The following is a 15,192-nucleotide window of genomic DNA, read 5'->3' as shown; positions in this document are numbered from 1 at the left end:
GGTCAAGACCCACGTCCGGGGCCCGCTGGGGTCACTGGTCATGCTGTTCCTCCCAAGGGGATCGAGGCGAGAGATGGGCTTTCCATATGGGAAGTCCTGATCATGCTGGACAGGTCGAGGTCGAGGACGGCCTGTTCGGGGATGGCGGCCACCCGCCCGGCCACCGGGTGGAGGGGCGCGCAGCGGCAGCCGCACCCGCCATCGCAGCGGTGCCCGTCACGGCCGCACCCGCCACAGGTACCGGTGGCGGCCAGCCAGTCGGCGTCGCTGCCGTAGCGCGCGTGCTCGGGGCAGGGGGCGGCGTCGACGGGGGAGCGGCACAGGTTGCACACCAGGCCGGTCCCGGGGCGCTCGTCGTCGGTGATGGCCTGATAGATCACTGCGCGGTCCGGCCGGCGGGAAGGTCGCAACCGTAGGTCTCGGCGTATCCGTCCGGCCAGACGCCAGCCGGGTACCAGCCGGGGTAGCCGTCGTAGTGGCGGTAGCTGCCGCGGTAGGTCGGCGGTTTCTGGGCGGGGTAGCGAGTCGTACCGCGCTGGAGGGTGGGCGGCTTACCGACGTCGGGGCGCCGGGGCGGTGGCGGGTTCTGCGTGGTCGAGCGGGCGGGCGGCCTGCCCGTCGTGGTCCTCGACAGGCTGCCCGTCGTGGTCGTGGTCGTGGTCGTGGTCCTGGACGAGCCGGTGCCCGTGCCCGTCGTGGTCTTCGACGAACCCGCGCCAGGGCCTGGGCCTCGGAGTGCGGCGGCGCACGCGGGCCGCCCCTCGGTGGCGTCGCACGCCACCAGGAGGCCGGCGACCAGGGCGACGGTGAGGAGGGGGATGGGGGAGCGGTTCACGGTGCCTCCTGGAAAGGGGTTACGCGGCCGGGGCCCGGCTCGCGTCGGCGTGGTAGGCGGCGTGCTTGCGGTCGGCATCGAGACGCAGGCACGCATCGCACGGCTTCTCACCGTTGGCGCGGTGCCTGCGCAGCGCGCCGAAGCTCGGGCACTCCGCGGTGGTCTGCGGCAGCCGCAGCGCCCGGGGCCGGGGACGTTCGACGGCGGCCGCGGCCGCGGCGGGTACAGCGGCCACACCGGGCAGGGCCCGCCCTTCGGCGTCCCAGGTGATCCACGCCAGCAGTTCCTCCTCGGTCCGGTCCACGTCGACCAGGGCGGCGAGGATGATCGGCAGGTGCTCCCGCTCGGCGGGGGACAGCGCCGCGAGGTAGGCGGCGACGTCTTCGGGGGCTTCATCGCGCACCATGCACGCCAGGTGCATGGCCACCTGCAGAAGGTGGCGGGCCAGGTGTTCGCGGTGGCGGGCGTCGCTCAGGTCCAGGCCCGCGCCAGGATCGGGGGCGGGGGGCTGCATGGGGGAGACAGTCTCCTCGGAGAAGTCGGGGTGGCGGGCCGCCGCCCGGTACCGCTCGACGGTGCGGACCGACACGCTCATCTCCGTGGCGATGCGCTGCGCGGTCCAGCCGAGTCCGTTGAGCTGGAGGAAGCGGCGGAAGCGGGCGGAGGCGTCGCGCCGCTCCGGGGGCGGCGCGACGCCTGCGGGAGCGCCTACGGCTTCCCGGGGGAAGGGCAGGCCGTGGGCCGCGAACCGGGCGTAGTCGGCGTGGCACAGTCCCCGCGCGTGGTGGGGCCGGTCACAGCCGGACAGGGAGCACGATTCGCGGCCCATGGGTCACCGCCCGGCCGGGGCGGGGATGGTCAGGCGGAACACGGTCTCACCGCAGCCGCACACGACGTCCGGCCAGCGGGGGTCGTGGGTCCACCCGCCGTGGTCGCCGTGGCCCATCCGGTCGAGCAGCTCCCAGATGACGCTGGGGTCGAGCTCGACCGCGCGGGCGGGGGTGGTGGCGCGGTGCGCGGCGTCGGCGATCTCGCGGGCCTGCTCGGCGGTGGCCGCGAGGTTCACCGGGCCGATGTCAGCGGTGACCGCCTCCAGCGCGGCCCGGAAGTTGTGCAGGTGCAACTCGCGCAGCTCGGCGTCCCGCGGGGTGCCGTCGTGGCCGGTGGCCAGGTCGGTGCCGATCTTGATGCAGGTCAGTGCGAGGCGGGTGAGGTGATTGTGCTCGGGGGTGGTGGGGATGGAGGCGGGAATCGCCCAGTCGGCCAGGCAGGGGATCCGCACCCCTTCCGGGAGGGGGATCAGGACGTTGTCCGAGCCGTGGTCGTCAGGTGCAGCGATGGCCGTGGTGGTCATGGGGGGCCTTCCTGGTTAGAGGGTGGGGCGTGCACCGGGGAGAACCGAACCCCCCAATGCACGAGTAAAAGTGTAGGGCATATTTATCATTTTTTCCAGTGGCGAACGCTCCGAACGTCCTCCGGTTCCGGCCCCGCGAACCCAAGCACACCCGGCCGTTAACGTCACGCCGAAAGATCACCGCAAGGAGCCGCCCCTTCCGGCGGGCCGCCCCTACCCTTGATCCGTGGCGAACGACAACCCCCCGTGGCGGCCCCTCCGCGAGCGAATGGCCGGCCTTACCGACGCGCGCGCCCTCGTAGAAGGCACGCCCCCTTACCTCCTCGACCCACTACGGAAGTGGCTGGATGGCGTCGTGTTCTCTCCGCAGCCGGACGACATTCACAGTGCTCTACAGCTCAAACTCCGAAGGAGCGACATCGCCAGATGGTCCGGGAGGATCATGGTCATCTCTGTTGAAGGAGACGATCTCCTTGAGGCCATCGACGCCACGCTGGACCTACACGCGTGGCTCTGCACTGACGATAGCTACGCAAACGCCGCCCAGCGGAAATGGTGGGCGGAGCAGCTCGTCAGCCTCACAAGGACGCTCGACCAGGCCGGGTCGGCCTGGAAAGTCAAAGACAGCTGGGACGGCCTCACGACCCGCGTGGATGAAACGGTCGCTCAAGCCGTAAACACCACCATCTCCGACACCGGCAGCGACGCCTCCGCGCACCTGCGCAAGGCATGGGACGCGGCCTACGGGATCCAGCCGGACCCTACAGTCGCCTACAGCGAGGCCGTGAAGGCAGCCGAAGCCGTCACGATCCCCGCCGTTCTCCCTAGAGACAGGGGCGCGACCTTGGGCAAGGTGCTCGGCGAGATGAAGAACACCCGTGCAAGGTGGACTCTGTCCATCGACGACAAGGTCGGCCAACCCGCCTCCGCCGACGCGGTGATCGAGATGATCGCTCTGCTGTGGCATGGACAGCGAGATCGCCACTCTGGCCCTGAAATGAAGCTCACCACCCTGGAGGCCGCTCGCATGGCCGTACACACCGCGGCCACGCTGGTTCAGTGGTTCACCAGCGGCAATGTCCACCGCTCCTAATTCGACTACGCTCCCGTCCATCCCGTCCTGTATTGATCTACGCGGTAAAGCACGGCACATCGCACACCCCACCAGGAAGGTGCGCGGCTACGCCGCGCGCACCCGCCGGGCGGCGAGCCGCCCCAGCGCCGCGTCCAGCTCGGCCCGCGCCGCCGCGGCGTACCCTCCGCCGGGCGCCGCCCGGGTGGCCTGCCGACGCGCCCAGTCCGCCGCCCGAGCGGCCTGCTCGGCGCGGCGGGCCCGGTCGGCGGCCGCCGCGACCTGGGAGGGCAGCGGCGCTCTCAGCGTCCCGTCCTCGGCCACCCAGGCACGGACCCGCCACCGCACCCACCCGGCCGGCGCGTACAGGTCCCGGGAGACCGCCCAGATGCGGCCGTCCGGCTCCCGGTTCAGGGCGTGCTGCACGTCACGGGGCGTCGCCCCGGCCGCGAACAGCGGACGCAGAAGCGACCGCAGATGCCGGGCGCTGACCTTCCGCAGCGTCGCATCCTCCGCCCGCAGCCGCTCACACGCCCGGAGCATCTCGGCTTTGGTGCCGGGCGTTGCGGTGGCCAGCCACCCCAGGTGTGGTATCGCGCGCGCATCACGTGCGCCCGCGCCCGGGGTGGCGTCACGCTCTGCACCTACATCAGCCAGAGCAACAGGGGGGGTGCGACTTTCCTCCACAGGCAGAGTTTCCGCAGGCCACGGCACATCCCGCCAATCATCGGCCGCCGCGGTGTCCGGGGCGGGGAAGACCTCGCTCAGCTCCTGGGCGTCGAGGCCGGCGACCAGTTCGGCGGGCACCGTCAGGACGTACTCCGCCGCGAGGTTGCCCAGGCCGTCGTCGAGCAGCCCGCACAAGGTGCCGCTCCGGTACTGGGGCGTGGAACCGGGGACGAGCACGAACAGGTAGCCGCGGCGGCGCAGCCACCGCAGCCGGTCCGACAGCGTCGTACGAGACACGCCGGCGGCCTCGGCCAGGACCCGCCAGGTCGCGCCGAGACCGGGGCAGGTGACGAGGTCACGGCCGGTGCGAGTGGCGAGTTGCCACACCACGGTCATGGTGGTGGCCCACCAGTCGCGGCGCCGGTGCCGGGCGTCGTCGTCCTCCTCGATGGCGCGCAGCCAGAACGGCCGCGACGGCGTTCGGGCGAGATGCCCGGGGATCGCCTCATCGGGGTCCGGACGGTCGTATCGGCTGTTCAGCGCCGGTTTGTCGACGCCTACTCCGGTAGTAAGCCGGGCACACCGGGACACGCCGATCTTCGGCGCGACTGGCAGACCCGGGGACTCATCGTTTATCGTGGTCTCCAGACCTCTGGACACCGGCACGGCACAGAAGAGCCCTTGGCCGATCCGAGCCGGGCCGGATGTCTACCTAGGAAGGTCCTCGCGCCGGTCGCCGGCAAGCATTTGGCGCGAGGGCCTTTTTCCATTGGTGTATGCAGTTGTCCGCCGTCCTCGGCGGGTCTACAACTCCTTCAAGCGCTGTACGCGGCGGCTACGCCGCGGCGTGGTTCTTCAGTGACGGGAGTTCGAGCTGGGACTGAGCCGCGCGCGCCTCCTGGTCTTTCATGTCCCGGGCAGAGGCGAGCAGGGCCTCCACCACAGCAGCAGCGGCCTTGGCCGCTTCTGGGTGCTTCTCCGGGTCTGGGTGCAGGGCTCCCAGTAGATTCACCAGGTAGGTGTTCATCTGGCGATCTCTGTAGCCGTGGCTGGCTGCAGAGGCATCCATGCGACCGCGCAGGGCTGGGTCCGGCCGCACCATCGTCGGCTTGCGCTCGCCCAGGTACGTCTGTGGCATCGTCCCTCCCTTATCACTGTGATCAGCAGTTCTAGCACGAAACTGTTTCAACTGCGAGCACTCTGGGGAATGAGTCGGGCACGTGTCGCAAGGAACCGGCCCGGCACCCCGGTTGCTGCCGTATGCCGGCCACCCGCGGCCGTGGCCCGGACGCCGTCCCCGGAGTCAGAGCGCAGGACAGGAGAGCGACAACCCCAGCAGGGCAGCCACTCGGTGCGCGGTGCCGGGCCCGTCCGCCAGGACGGTCTCGATGCCCAACGCCTGAGCCGGAAGGAGGTTGGCCGGGTGGTCGTCGACGAACACGCACTCGTCGGCGGCCAGGCCCATCCGCTCCAGCGTCAGCCGGTAGATCCTCGGGTCTGGCTTGGCGACGCCTTCGGCTTCGCTGATCACGTGGTGGTCGAACAGGTCCCACACGCCGGTGGCGGTGTAAGGGTCGTACGGGTCACGGCCGTAGGAATTCGACAGCAGCGTCACCGTGAGCCCGGCCCGGCGTGCCTGGCGGGCGAGCTCGACCATCGACGGCTCAGCGCACACCGCGGCGTGGGCGCGCCCCATTAGGTTGTCCGCCGCCACTCCCAGGAGTTCCGCGGTGGCGGCGTTCCACGCCGCCTGAGTCATGCGCCCCAGCTCCAGATCTACGTACAGGGCCCGGCCGGCGGGGTGTTCGACCAGCGCGTTCGCCCAGGCGTTGACGGGCAGGCCCTCGCTGAGACACCAGGCGTGGATGGACTCCCGCAAGGGGACCGTCATCACTCCGGCGAAGTCCAGAATCAGGCCCCGGTACGGCAACGCGCCTCCCTCTCTACGGTCCGGCTGCCGGACCTCCGGAGCGACGGTACCTGTCGGCGGGCGGCGAGGTCTACGGCCGCGCGGCTACACCCCCGACACGGCACCCCCTATTTACGGCTGCCATTTACTGGTACGACTTTTGACCTTATTGAATGGCCGAAAAGTGAGAAACGCGCCGTATGCTGCTGCTCTCCGAATACGATGCGACCGATACTGAACATAAATAAGCCCTGCATGTCTACGCTGAGGGATGTCAAAGGCTCTCAGGAGGTGCAGGGCTATGCCCAATGACGCTATCACGCATGACCAGCCAGGCGAGAGGATCCGCACCCTCCGGGTAACCCGGGGCCTCACCCAGGAAGAACTCGCCGCCGCCAGCGGGGTCAGCCTCGGCGTGGTCAGGAAAATCGAGCAGGGCGGCACCGCCCGGTTCGAGACTTTCCACGCCATCGGCAAAGCCCTCGGCGTGGTCACGATGACCTTCGTCCAGCCCGGCCCGCCCGAGCCGGTCACCGATGGGCCCAACGAGATGGTCCTGGCCCCCATCCGCGCCGCCGTCGCCCCTGCTCTGGACCTCGCAGGGCAGCCGATGTACGGCACCGCCGACGCCGACGAGCTGTCCCTGACCCGGCTGGAAAGCGCCATCTCCAACCTCGGCATCATCTACCACAGCAACCGCTACGACGCCCTGGCCGGCCTGCTGCCGCAGCTCATCGTCTCCGCCCAGCACCACGTCGCCCACCTGGAGGACGAACCCATCCACTCGGCCGCGCTACGGCTCCGCTCCGACGCGCTCAACCTCGCGGCCCGCTACCTCATCCAGGTCCGCGCGCACGACCTGGCGCTCATCGCGATCCAGGGCGCCCAGCGCGACGCCCTGACCATCGGGGACATGCAACTCGCCGGGGCCGCCATCAGCGTTCAGGCGTGGGCCATGATGCGGCAGGGCCGGTTCAGCGAAGTCATCGACCTGTGCCTGCACGCCGCCGAGCTGATCGAGCCCCGCATGTCGTCGGCCACCCCCACCCAACTGGAGGCGTGGGGGTGGCTACTGGCCCGCGCCTCCGCGGCCGCCGCCCGCAACAACCAGCCCACCGAAGCCGAGGAGTACGCCAACCTCGCCGGCATGGCCGGGATGCGGATGGGACGCGAGTACCGCGACCGGCACGCCGGCCGGTCCTTCGGCCCGCTGACGGCCGCGCTCCTCAAGACGGAGAACGCGATGGTGACAGGCGAGCCGGCCAAGGCGGTCGCGCTGCACAACGCGTTGCCCCGCGGTGTCGGCCGGACCGACTCCAACACCTGGCACCGGGCGCTGCTGGACGCCGCCCGCGCCAACGTCCGCATCGGCGACGTGGCACGCGCCACCGAGATCATGATCAACCTCCGGGCGAAGGCCCCCGAATGGCTGCGCTACCAGCAACTCGGACGGGACACGACCCGGGAAATCATCAGCAATGTGAAGCGGACCCTGACTACCGATCAAAGGGCCCTCGTGGATTTCTTCAGTCTCACCGACTGAGGTACCACGATACGTAGTAGTTTCCCACGGAGCGCCGATGAACTACGGCGCTCCGTGGCTGTACTGGCATTTCTTCTATCCGTAACTTGGGCCGGGTGGATGACGAGCGCGCCACCCTGCTATTCAGCCCCAGCGCAGCGGAGATCCTCCAAGCGGACTTCCCTGGCTGGCTCATCTGGCGTGATTTCAAGCCGGAAGGTGAGCACGGCGATTGGTGCGCGCGCCGGCATACCAGCTCCCCGTCCCCGGACGCGGTGGTCCTGCGTCACACCGACCTGGAAGGGCTGCGGGAACTGCTGGAGAGCCACGAGAAGCAGCAGGAGCAGGAGGGGCGGGATGACTGACCTTCTCCGGCTCCTCCGGCTCCCGACGATCCGCCGTCGCGGCGCGGTGTTCGTCCGCTCCAGCAACGTTCGAGCGGCCCTGACCGCGGCGGGCCGCCTACAGACCGCATTCGCCAGACACGGCTTGGACGTCGACGCCCACCAGCTGGCCCGCGGCCGCGCCGCGGTCTCCGTCGCCCGGGGTGTGCTGGTCTACACCGACGGCTTCCGCTTCTGGTGGGTGACGTGGGACACCCCGCGGCGCGGCAAACCTTGGGTGACGCACCACACGACCACCGAAGGCGTGGTTGAGGAGCTGTTGCAGCACCCGGCCGTCGTCAAGCGAAGACAGATCACCGATACGCCCCACCTGCCCATCTGACCCTCAGCTCTGGCGGCTCCGTGTCGGCCGCGGCTCACGCCCCGTCTGCCCGACCGCCGGGCGGCCGCCAGAGGCGCGGCCCCGGGATGATCACCGGCATCCGTCGCCGGAAGACCCCCGGGGCCGCGCACCCCTTCACCATCTCTCACCGCACGAGAGGACCAACGCATGATCCCGGCACCGGGAACCGCTGCGAGCGAACAACTCCAGAAGCTCAGCGGATGGGGCAAGTCCACCCGCGCCCTCGACCAGCTTCAGGCACTGCTCACCGACCACGGGATCCCTACGGAATCCCTCCGGCGGGATAGCCAGCCCTACCTACTGGTCGACGGGAAGGTGCTCGTGTGGACGGGCCACACCGTCGAGGTCTTCTATTGGGGTACCGAACCGGGGCGCTCCCCCAAGAGGGCCCCGAGCTCCGACGTGCTCGATGTCGCGCGGCGGATCGCCGAACAGATCTCCCCTGCTTCCCGGCCGGTCGAGGGTGAGGGCAGCGATGTCGTCACCACCGTCTGAGCAGTCGCCCGACGACTACCGAGCCGCCGAGGTAGCCGACCTGCGGCGACGGTTCCCCACCTGGTTCATCCTGTGGCTTCCGTACTCGCGGAAGTACGGCGCGTGGCACATGGCGGACCCCGCCCTGTGCCGGTACGTCGACTCCGCGACCACGGAGGAGCTTTCGGCCTTGATGTGTGAGGCCGAACTTGATCTCTGCCCGGCCTGGACCCTTCCCACCGGCCACACCGGCCAGGGCCAGGCCCGGCAGGCACCACCCCGTGGCCACGAGACGCCCCACCCTCCATCCCTCAAGGGTGCGCGCGGAGGGTGGTCACGCTCTCGTGGCCATGGGAACCACGCCCGCGTTCCCGCGCAACGCGTGGGGGACGCGGCATGATCGCGCGGCGGCACACCCGGCTCCGGGGACCGGGTGTGCCGCCGCGTCCCGACTTCCTGCGCGCAGTGCGCTCATGAGCCGCGCACAGGAAGAAACGGCCGGGTGCCCGGGCGGGGACGTCGGGTCTCCCGCCCACCCCTCGGCCGCCGGCGGGGGCGCCCACGTTCAGCGGGCGCCCCCGCCACCCCGGCCACTGGAAAGGAGGTGAGCATGCTCAGGATCATCAGGGTCCTGCGCGCCGCGTGCGGCTCGTGCGGCGGTACCGGTTTCGTCATCATCGACGGCCAGACGCGGCAGTGCGTCTCCTGCAACGGCAGCGGCTCCCGCTGAACCACTCACGGCTCAACCAGTGTCACCCCTACTGACGATCACGAGAAAGGACAGCGCCATGACTCTGCTGATGGAGCAGACCGCCCCCTGGGGGCTGAGCCGAGCCACCACGCCCCTCCCGGAGGAGGACGGCCTGTACGCGTCGGTGCAGCTCGACCCCACCACCCAGGTCACCCGCTTCTACGACCGCGATGGAGCGCCCGTGGACATGGGCAACAAGGTCACCATCACCAAGTCCAGGGGCGGCGGCAACGACGGCTCCGGTGGCAGCCCCGCGGTGGCGGACGACTCCAACAACGACTAGGGACAACCCAAGATGAAGCCCACACCGCGGACCGTGCTGGTGGTCACCTCAGTCGAGGACGTCACGGCCAACCTGGTGATCGAGGCGCTCAACAAGCGCCGCGCGCAGGTCGCCCGAGTCGATCCCGCTGACATCGGCGCTGAGCTGATGTTCGGCGCCACCATCGGCGACGGCCGCACGGAGTGGGCGGGCCGGCTTCGCACGCCGAGCCGTGACATCGCGGTAGAAGAGGTTGGGGCGGTGTACTACCGCCGCCCCACCCCCTACACCGCGCGGTTCGCTGGCCTGCCCGAGCACCACCGCGCCTTCGCCGCGACCGAGGCCCAGTACGGTCTCGGTGGCCTCCTGAACAACCTGGTCGGCGCCACCTACGTCAACCACCCGGCGGCGCTCGGCCGCGCCGACCGCAAGCCCGCCCAGCTCCAGGCCGCCGCGCGGCTCGGACTGGCGATCCCGCCGAGCCTGGTCACCAACGACGTTGAGCAGGCCCGCGCGTTCGCCGCCGAGCACGGCACGATCATCTACAAGTCGTTCCGCGGTGCCCCGTCCACCCCGGGCGGGGGAGCGTCGGCGATCTGGACGCAGCGCGTCGCCGTCGAGGAGTTGGACGACTCGCTGGCGGTGACCGCGCACCTGTTCCAGCAGGAGGTCCCGAAGACCGCCGACGCCCGGGTCACAGCGATCGGGACACGGGTGTTCGCCAGCCGGATCACCACCCCGGACGGTGCGCTCGACTGGCGTAGCGGCGACTGGGAGAAGCTCGTCCACGAGCCCATCGCCGTGCCCGAGCCGATCCAGGACGCCGTACGCGCCTACCTGCAGCACTTCGGTCTGGCGTTCGGCTGCTTCGACTTCGCCCTCAACGACGCGGGCGGCGCCGAGCGGTGGACCTTCATCGAATGCAACCCCAACGGCCAATGGGCCTGGTTACCTGATGCCGACGCGATGGCGGACGCCTTCGCCGATGTGATCCTGGAGGGATGGTGGCAGTGAACGACACCGCCGCGCGGTTCCGCCGCGCCCTGGCGGACGCCGTGGGCTCCCCCGGCTGGCGCACCGCGCTGGAGGAGGTGCCGCGCGAGCCGTTCGTCGGTGACGCGATCTACCTCACCGACAACGGACAGCCGGACCGGTGGACGCCGATCCACCGCGACGCGGTCGGAGACGACGACTGGTGGCGGCTCGTCTACACCGACGAAACGCTCGTGACCCAGGTCGAAGGCGTCCTCGCCGAGAACGCGACCGGGACCGTGACCGGCTCCTCCACCTCATCCTCCACACTGCCGAGCCTGGTCGTGCGGATGCTGGAGGCCGCCGGGATCGACAAGGGCGACGCGGTGCTGGAGATCGGCACCGGCACCGGCTACTCAACCGCGCTGATGTGCCACCGCCTGGGCGAGGCGGCGGTGACGTCGATCGAGTACGACCCGGCCGTGGCCGAACGCGCCCGCAAGGCCATCACCGGACTCGGGTACGCGCCGACCCTGGTGGTGGCCGATGGGCTGCACGGCCATCCGGACAACGCGCCCTACGACCGGCTGATCGGCACCTGCGCGGTCCGGACCATCCCCGCGGCCTGGCTGAGCCAGGTCCGCGCCGGCGGCACCCTCACCACCCCGACGTGGGGATGGATGGGCGGCGTGGCGTTCGCGCACCTCACCGTCAACGACGACGGCGAGGCGAGCGGCCGTTTCCTGCCGGACGACCTGTATTTCATGCGGGCCCGCTCCCACATGCCGCCGCCCCGGCCGCCGGTCCTGACCGGTATCGGGGAGGCCAGGGAGAGCCGGATCGACCCGGCGCTCCTGGAGAACGAGACCGCCCTGTTCGTCGCCCAGCTCGCCGTACCGGCCGCGCAGCGGTCATCGGCCGAGGAGACGACGATCCTGCTGGACGTCGCCACCGGCTCCCGCGCCGACACCCGGCCCGCCCCGGGCGGCGGGTGGATCGTCCACCAACACGGCCCGCACCGGCTGTGGGACGCCGTGGAGGACGCCGTCCTGCTGTGGCAGGACGCAGGGTCACCGCACCAGTCGGCGTTCGGGCTCACCGCCACCCGGGAGAAGCAGCGGGTATGGCTGGGCGAGCCGGGCGGCCCGTCCTGGGACCTGCCCGCCTGAGAGCGACGCGGCCACCTACGCCAGCTCCAACCACGAATCGACACCCACCCCACCGGCCGCTCCGCGGACGCCGGCGGGGCAAGGGCTGGGACCTGCCGAAGACGCGACCAGACACCCAGCAGGTCAGGACGCGTCGTACGACAGCCCCGGCCTGACTATGAAGATGGGTCCGCAAAGAGGGACTTGCGGGGAAGTTTAAACTTCCTGCGGAGTACGACCAGCGGATAGGATTCAGGGCTACTAGCTGGGGTTTTGTCCTCACGAGGGTCTTGGGGGCTTCCCGGTAGCTGCGGGAACTTGTTTAAACTGACTTTAAACATAAAGTCGAAGAGGTACAGTCTCAGACTGTAAAGACTCTCAGTGCTACTGAGACAAGCAAGGGCCCCCAGCCCCTTCACGTACACGGTGTGACGACCAGTGAAGGCGACCGGGAGACCCCTGCTGTGGCTCCTGGGGTGATCTTCTTAGCTACAGAAGGTCATCCCAGGAGCGCCCCTCGGCGGCCCTGCGCAGCAGCTCGATCAGGAGCCCGACAAGGAGCCGTAGCGCTAGGTCGGGGCCGATCTTGCGAAGCAGTGCGCAGACCTTCGAGAACTTACCGATGGACCCTCCGCCGGGGGCGGGGGGAACAGTCTCGGCCATAGCATCCCTTTCTGCTGGGTCGTCCGGCGGGAGCCGCCTACTGACGGATGGCCAGCAGGCGGTTACCGCCGCACGGAACGCAGAAAAAGGTCAGCTAGAAGCTGGGACCGCTCATCACGGTAGTGGCTCGGCGGGCTCCCTGACCGGCGTTTCTGATAAAAAAGGGCAGGCTGGGCTTTCTCAGGAATGCCCGAATCGGCCATTTAGGGAAATAAGTCCGGCAAATGCCTCGTACCCTCGCGGAGGAGCAGGGCGCTCAGTCGTCACCACCCCGGCGGCGGGCCCGCCGCCCGGCGGCCGCCCGGTCCTGCAACGGAGCGACCCCGGGCAGCGGCTTCGCCTCCGGTGAGGGGAGCCGGTTCACTGCCTGGCGGCGCGCCTCCTCCGGTCGCCGGTCGTAGCCCGCCGTTGTGGCTGGCGAGGCGTGCCCGGCCAGCGCCTGCACGGTGGCCAGGTCGACGAGGTTGAGGAGGTTGCCGGCCCAGGTGCGGCGGAAGTTGTGCGCGCGCTGGGGGCCGATCCTGGCCTGCTCACCTCGCACGTTGAGCACGTCGCCGACCGTCTGCCCCGTGATGTGGTCGACCTGGCCGCGCGGGTTCGTGCGGACGTGGCCACCGCGGGGGGTGAACGGCGCGAACAGGCCGCCCGGGGCGCGGCCGCGCACGGTCAGCCACGCCTCGATGCGGGCGACCGCGTCGCGGGTGACGTAGACCAGCCGTTCCTTGTCGCCCTTGCCGCGGACCCGCAGCGCCCCCTCGATGGGGTCGTAGTCGGCCAGCGCGATGCCGGCGAGCTCGGCGCGGCGGACTCCGGAGGTGTAGAGCGTGGCGATGATCGCGGCGTCCCGCAGCGCCATGCGCCGCAACGCCTCGTTCCCGGTGTCGGTGCCTTCGGTGGCGTCGGCGTCGCACGCGGCGAGGAGTGCGCCGACGCGCTCGATGGGGATGTGCTCACCGGCCCGGAGCCGGGTGCCTTTGAAGTTGGTGATCTGCTGGGCGCGGTCGCGGTCTTCGGCGCTCATCTGGCCCAGCAGCCACGCCTGGTCGAGGACCTGGCGGATGGCGACGAGGTGCTTGTTGCGGTGCGACGGTGACCAGGGTTGAACGGTGCCGTCCGGTCGGCGGGAGCCCTGGCGGGCGATGATGTCGCGCAGCTGCACGGCGTGCTCGTAGCGGAGCAGGTGCCAGCGGACGTGTTCGCCGGTGATGGCGAGCACCGCGGGGTCGGGGTCGCCGGCGGGGGTGAGGCCGGTGGGGTCGTGGCCGGCGAGGATGCGGGCGACCCGGTCGAGGCAGCCGCGCATGGTCCGCTTGGAGTCGGCGGAGTCCAGTTTCGCGAGGTAGGCGTGGTAGGGGTTCTTGAGCGGGTCGGCGGCCGCCGCGGCGGGCAGCATGTCGGTGCTGCTCGCCGCGGCGGTCACCTCGGGCAGGTGCGTCATGCGGTGTGGCCGTGCGCGGCCGGGCCCGTCTCGGTCGCCGTGCCGGTGGCGAGAGCGTAGACGTCGGCGAGCTCGGGGTCGCCGTGCGCGCGGATGGCGAGGGCGACGAGGCGGCGCAGCGCTTCCCGGTTGATGTCGGGGTCGAGGTTGAGCGCGAGGGCGTTGATGTCGGCGGCCGCTTCGGCGCACAGCTCATCGACGCTGGTGTGGCGGGCCAGTTCCGCGGCGGGGATGAGGAGGACGTGCGGGCGGCCGTGCCGGGTGGCCATCTCATAGGTGTCGTAGAGGTTGTGCAGTCCACTCCGGACGGGCCGCCACTGGGGGTGGCCGTCGAGGAACCGCAGAAGGGTGAGGCGGTCGGCGTCCATGGGGACGAGCTGGAGCTGGTTGCGCATCGGGGGGGTCCTTTCACGGGGGCCTGGGGCTGTTGGGTGCGGGCCGGGAACCGCTCCCGGGACCGCACCCCATGATCATATCATTTTTATCTGCGGGAATTGAGATTCTCACTGATAAAAATCGGGGAGTGGTATGCGCCGAACTCATACCCTGAGTAATACTCCACGGGTAGACTCCGGGTATGGCCAAGGAGAGAACATCCGTCACCATCGCGCCGTGGATTCTGGACACGGTGCGCAAGTACGCCGAAGCGAACGGGCTCAGCGTCTCCACCGTCCTGGAGCGCGGCGCACTCCGCGAGATCGCCGCAGCCCACAGCCCGGCCGCCCGCGCCCCGATCTACGGCGCGAGCACCGCGCAGGAGGACGACGAGCGGATCATCGCCGAGGACATCGCGCGTGCCGCTGCCGATCGACGTCCGGGCGAGGCCGCGTGACCCACCGCTTCGGGGAGCTGTGGAGCGTCCAACTCGGGGACCGCGAGGAGATCCGGCTCGTGGTGACCGGCGACTTCTACCACACGCTCTACAACGACAACGTCCTGACCGCGCACGTCGAGGCGGCCGACCTGGCCCACGCGTTGACCGCGTTCGTGGTCGACGTCGGCGAAGGCCGCGCTGCGATGATCGACCGCATCAGCACCGTGGCGGCCACGCGCCTCAAGGGCAAGGTGGGCGACCTGTCCGAAGGGCAGCTCGCCGCGGTGCGCGGCATGCTCAGCACGATCTTCCCCGTCTCTGGCTGACCGCCCTCATGCGGAAATGCGCTGAGAGGGCCTGAGAGCCATTGGATAGGCCGCCGGTCCCGATCCCTCGCACCGGGTCGAGTTCGGCCGCCAGCGGTCACCACAGGAAGATCATTCCGGAGACACGAACCGGATGAACCTCACAAAACACCTGAGATGTCGTCTCATTTGGCCAGTCGGCCGTAGCAAATGAATTTTCCGCGATTACTATCGGGGCCCCTTCTTGGCAAGGAAGG

Annotated in this window: 20 protein-coding genes; 10 read left to right on the top strand and 10 right to left on the bottom strand. The window is 70.0% G+C overall.

Translation table 11 applies throughout. The features are described from left to right. Window positions 1-38: 38 nt before the first annotated feature. Genes HDA43_RS34040 through HDA43_RS34025 form a run of 4 tightly spaced genes read right to left on the bottom strand, consistent with a single transcriptional unit; the run spans window position 39 to window position 2,189 of the window. Window positions 39-380 carry a hypothetical protein gene (locus tag HDA43_RS34040; RefSeq protein WP_179829163.1) on the bottom strand — a complete coding sequence of 114 codons (342 nt, stop codon included), beginning with the start codon at window positions 378-380 and terminating at the stop codon, window positions 39-41. Beyond that, window positions 377-835 carry a hypothetical protein gene (locus tag HDA43_RS34035; protein WP_179829161.1) on the bottom strand — a complete coding sequence of 153 codons (459 nt, stop codon included), beginning with the start codon at window positions 833-835 and terminating at the stop codon, window positions 377-379. Before HDA43_RS34035 ends, HDA43_RS34040 begins: the two co-directional genes overlap by 4 nt. Window positions 836-854: 19 nt before the next feature. Next, window positions 855-1,664 (bottom strand): hypothetical protein, encoded by an 810-nt coding sequence (locus HDA43_RS34030; protein WP_179829159.1) that lies wholly within the window; start codon window positions 1,662-1,664, stop codon window positions 855-857. Between the two features lie 3 nt (window positions 1,665-1,667). Next, on the bottom strand, window positions 1,668-2,189 hold the full coding sequence (locus HDA43_RS34025; protein ID WP_179829157.1) for a hypothetical protein: 522 nt from the start codon (window positions 2,187-2,189) through the stop codon (window positions 1,668-1,670). Window positions 2,190-2,415: 226 nt separating this feature from the next. On the opposite strand from HDA43_RS34025, the gene HDA43_RS34020 reads away from it, so the two are divergent. Next, window positions 2,416-3,282, top strand: coding sequence for a hypothetical protein (locus tag HDA43_RS34020; RefSeq protein WP_179829156.1), 867 nt, complete (start codon window positions 2,416-2,418; stop codon window positions 3,280-3,282). Window positions 3,283-3,369: 87 nt separating this feature from the next. On the opposite strand, the gene HDA43_RS34015 is transcribed toward HDA43_RS34020, so the two are convergent. The 3 genes from HDA43_RS34015 to HDA43_RS34005 all read right to left on the bottom strand — a co-directional run bounded on the left by HDA43_RS34015 (window position 3,370) and on the right by HDA43_RS34005 (window position 5,860). Then, window positions 3,370-4,521: a hypothetical protein gene (locus tag HDA43_RS34015; RefSeq protein ID WP_179829153.1), complete on the bottom strand. Its 1,152-nt coding sequence runs from the start codon at window positions 4,519-4,521 to the stop codon at window positions 3,370-3,372. A 244-nt stretch (window positions 4,522-4,765) separates the two neighbouring features. Next, the gene (locus HDA43_RS34010) at window positions 4,766-5,068 is read right to left on the bottom strand and encodes a hypothetical protein (RefSeq protein ID WP_179829151.1); all 303 of its coding nucleotides are present in this window, start codon (window positions 5,066-5,068) and stop codon (window positions 4,766-4,768) included. Window positions 5,069-5,233: 165 nt separating this feature from the next. Further along, window positions 5,234-5,860, bottom strand: coding sequence for an HAD family hydrolase (locus tag HDA43_RS34005; RefSeq protein ID WP_376770534.1), 627 nt, complete (start codon window positions 5,858-5,860; stop codon window positions 5,234-5,236). 280 nt (window positions 5,861-6,140) lie between these two features. Between HDA43_RS34005 and HDA43_RS34000 the strand changes: the two genes are divergently transcribed. From HDA43_RS34000 to tgmC, 7 genes are all read left to right on the top strand, one after another. After that, the gene (locus HDA43_RS34000) at window positions 6,141-7,382 is read left to right on the top strand and encodes a helix-turn-helix domain-containing protein (RefSeq protein WP_179829147.1); all 1,242 of its coding nucleotides are present in this window, start codon (window positions 6,141-6,143) and stop codon (window positions 7,380-7,382) included. Window positions 7,383-7,477: 95 nt separating this feature from the next. After that, window positions 7,478-7,726 carry a hypothetical protein gene (locus HDA43_RS33995; protein ID WP_179829145.1) on the top strand — a complete coding sequence of 83 codons (249 nt, stop codon included), beginning with the start codon at window positions 7,478-7,480 and terminating at the stop codon, window positions 7,724-7,726. Next, a complete protein-coding gene (locus tag HDA43_RS33990; protein ID WP_179829143.1) occupies window positions 7,719-8,087 on the top strand; it encodes a hypothetical protein in 369 nt (122 codons plus the stop codon). Before HDA43_RS33995 ends, HDA43_RS33990 begins: the two co-directional genes overlap by 8 nt. Window positions 8,088-8,255: 168 nt before the next feature. Continuing rightward, complete coding sequence (locus tag HDA43_RS33985; RefSeq protein WP_179829141.1) at window positions 8,256-8,603, top strand: hypothetical protein; 348 nt, start codon at window positions 8,256-8,258, stop codon at window positions 8,601-8,603. A 767-nt stretch (window positions 8,604-9,370) separates the two neighbouring features. Next, window positions 9,371-9,616, top strand: coding sequence for a putative ATP-grasp-modified RiPP (tgmA, locus tag HDA43_RS33980; protein WP_179829139.1), 246 nt, complete (start codon window positions 9,371-9,373; stop codon window positions 9,614-9,616). Between the two features lie 12 nt (window positions 9,617-9,628). Then, window positions 9,629-10,609: an ATP-grasp ribosomal peptide maturase gene (tgmB, locus tag HDA43_RS33975; RefSeq protein WP_179829137.1), complete on the top strand. Its 981-nt coding sequence runs from the start codon at window positions 9,629-9,631 to the stop codon at window positions 10,607-10,609. Beyond that, entirely contained in the window at window positions 10,606-11,736 is a 1,131-nt protein-coding gene (gene tgmC, locus HDA43_RS33970; RefSeq protein ID WP_312873680.1) for an ATP-grasp peptide maturase system methyltransferase, read from the top strand. The genes tgmB and tgmC overlap by 4 nt, the downstream gene beginning before the upstream one ends. Window positions 11,737-12,204: 468 nt before the next feature. Here the strand turns inward: tgmC and HDA43_RS33965 are convergent, their stop codons facing one another. From HDA43_RS33965 to HDA43_RS33955, 3 genes are all read right to left on the bottom strand, one after another. Beyond that, complete coding sequence (locus HDA43_RS33965; RefSeq protein WP_179829134.1) at window positions 12,205-12,378, bottom strand: hypothetical protein; 174 nt, start codon at window positions 12,376-12,378, stop codon at window positions 12,205-12,207. A gap of 256 nt (window positions 12,379-12,634) precedes the next feature. After that, window positions 12,635-13,816 carry a tyrosine-type recombinase/integrase gene (locus tag HDA43_RS33960; RefSeq protein ID WP_246424961.1) on the bottom strand — a complete coding sequence of 394 codons (1,182 nt, stop codon included), beginning with the start codon at window positions 13,814-13,816 and terminating at the stop codon, window positions 12,635-12,637. Then, window positions 13,813-14,211 (bottom strand): hypothetical protein, encoded by a 399-nt coding sequence (locus HDA43_RS33955; protein ID WP_179829132.1) that lies wholly within the window; start codon window positions 14,209-14,211, stop codon window positions 13,813-13,815. Before HDA43_RS33955 ends, HDA43_RS33960 begins: the two co-directional genes overlap by 4 nt. Before the next feature lie 182 nt (window positions 14,212-14,393). Between HDA43_RS33955 and HDA43_RS33950 the strand changes: the two genes are divergently transcribed. Together HDA43_RS33950 and HDA43_RS33945 are read left to right on the top strand one after the other, a co-directional pair. Continuing rightward, complete coding sequence (locus HDA43_RS33950; RefSeq protein WP_179829130.1) at window positions 14,394-14,648, top strand: hypothetical protein; 255 nt, start codon at window positions 14,394-14,396, stop codon at window positions 14,646-14,648. Further along, a complete protein-coding gene (locus HDA43_RS33945) occupies window positions 14,645-14,956 on the top strand; it encodes a putative type II toxin-antitoxin system PemK/MazF family toxin (protein ID WP_179829128.1) in 312 nt (103 codons plus the stop codon). The genes HDA43_RS33950 and HDA43_RS33945 overlap by 4 nt, the downstream gene beginning before the upstream one ends. The last annotated feature ends 236 nt before the right edge of the window (window positions 14,957-15,192 follow it).

Origin of the sequence: Streptosporangium sandarakinum (genome assembly GCF_013409935.1) — a bacterium.
Lineage (GTDB): Bacteria > Actinomycetota > Actinomycetes > Streptosporangiales > Streptosporangiaceae > Streptosporangium > Streptosporangium nondiastaticum.
Note: the sequence above shows the minus strand (reverse complement) of the source record. Positions and strands in the feature narration are given on the sequence as shown.

Excerpts from the sequence above, each read along its gene's own strand:
- HDA43_RS34030 (WP_179829159.1), bottom strand. The coding sequence starts at position 1,664 with ATGGGCCGCGAATCGTGCTCCCTGTCCGGCTGTGACCGGCCCCACCAC.
- HDA43_RS34025 (WP_179829157.1), bottom strand. The coding sequence starts at position 2,189 with ATGACCACCACGGCCATCGCTGCACCTGACGACCACGGCTCGGACAAC.
- HDA43_RS34010 (WP_179829151.1), bottom strand. The coding sequence starts at position 5,068 with ATGCCACAGACGTACCTGGGCGAGCGCAAGCCGACGATGGTGCGGCCG.
- HDA43_RS34000 (WP_179829147.1), top strand. The coding sequence starts at position 6,141 with ATGCCCAATGACGCTATCACGCATGACCAGCCAGGCGAGAGGATCCGC.
- HDA43_RS33990 (WP_179829143.1), top strand. The coding sequence starts at position 7,719 with ATGACTGACCTTCTCCGGCTCCTCCGGCTCCCGACGATCCGCCGTCGC.
- HDA43_RS33985 (WP_179829141.1), top strand. The coding sequence starts at position 8,256 with ATGATCCCGGCACCGGGAACCGCTGCGAGCGAACAACTCCAGAAGCTC.
- tgmA (WP_179829139.1), top strand. The coding sequence starts at position 9,371 with ATGACTCTGCTGATGGAGCAGACCGCCCCCTGGGGGCTGAGCCGAGCC.
- tgmB (WP_179829137.1), top strand. The coding sequence starts at position 9,629 with ATGAAGCCCACACCGCGGACCGTGCTGGTGGTCACCTCAGTCGAGGAC.
- HDA43_RS33965 (WP_179829134.1), bottom strand. The coding sequence starts at position 12,378 with ATGGCCGAGACTGTTCCCCCCGCCCCCGGCGGAGGGTCCATCGGTAAG.
- HDA43_RS33960 (WP_246424961.1), bottom strand. The coding sequence starts at position 13,816 with ATGACGCACCTGCCCGAGGTGACCGCCGCGGCGAGCAGCACCGACATG.
- HDA43_RS33955 (WP_179829132.1), bottom strand. The coding sequence starts at position 14,211 with ATGCGCAACCAGCTCCAGCTCGTCCCCATGGACGCCGACCGCCTCACC.
- HDA43_RS33950 (WP_179829130.1), top strand. The coding sequence starts at position 14,394 with ATGGCCAAGGAGAGAACATCCGTCACCATCGCGCCGTGGATTCTGGAC.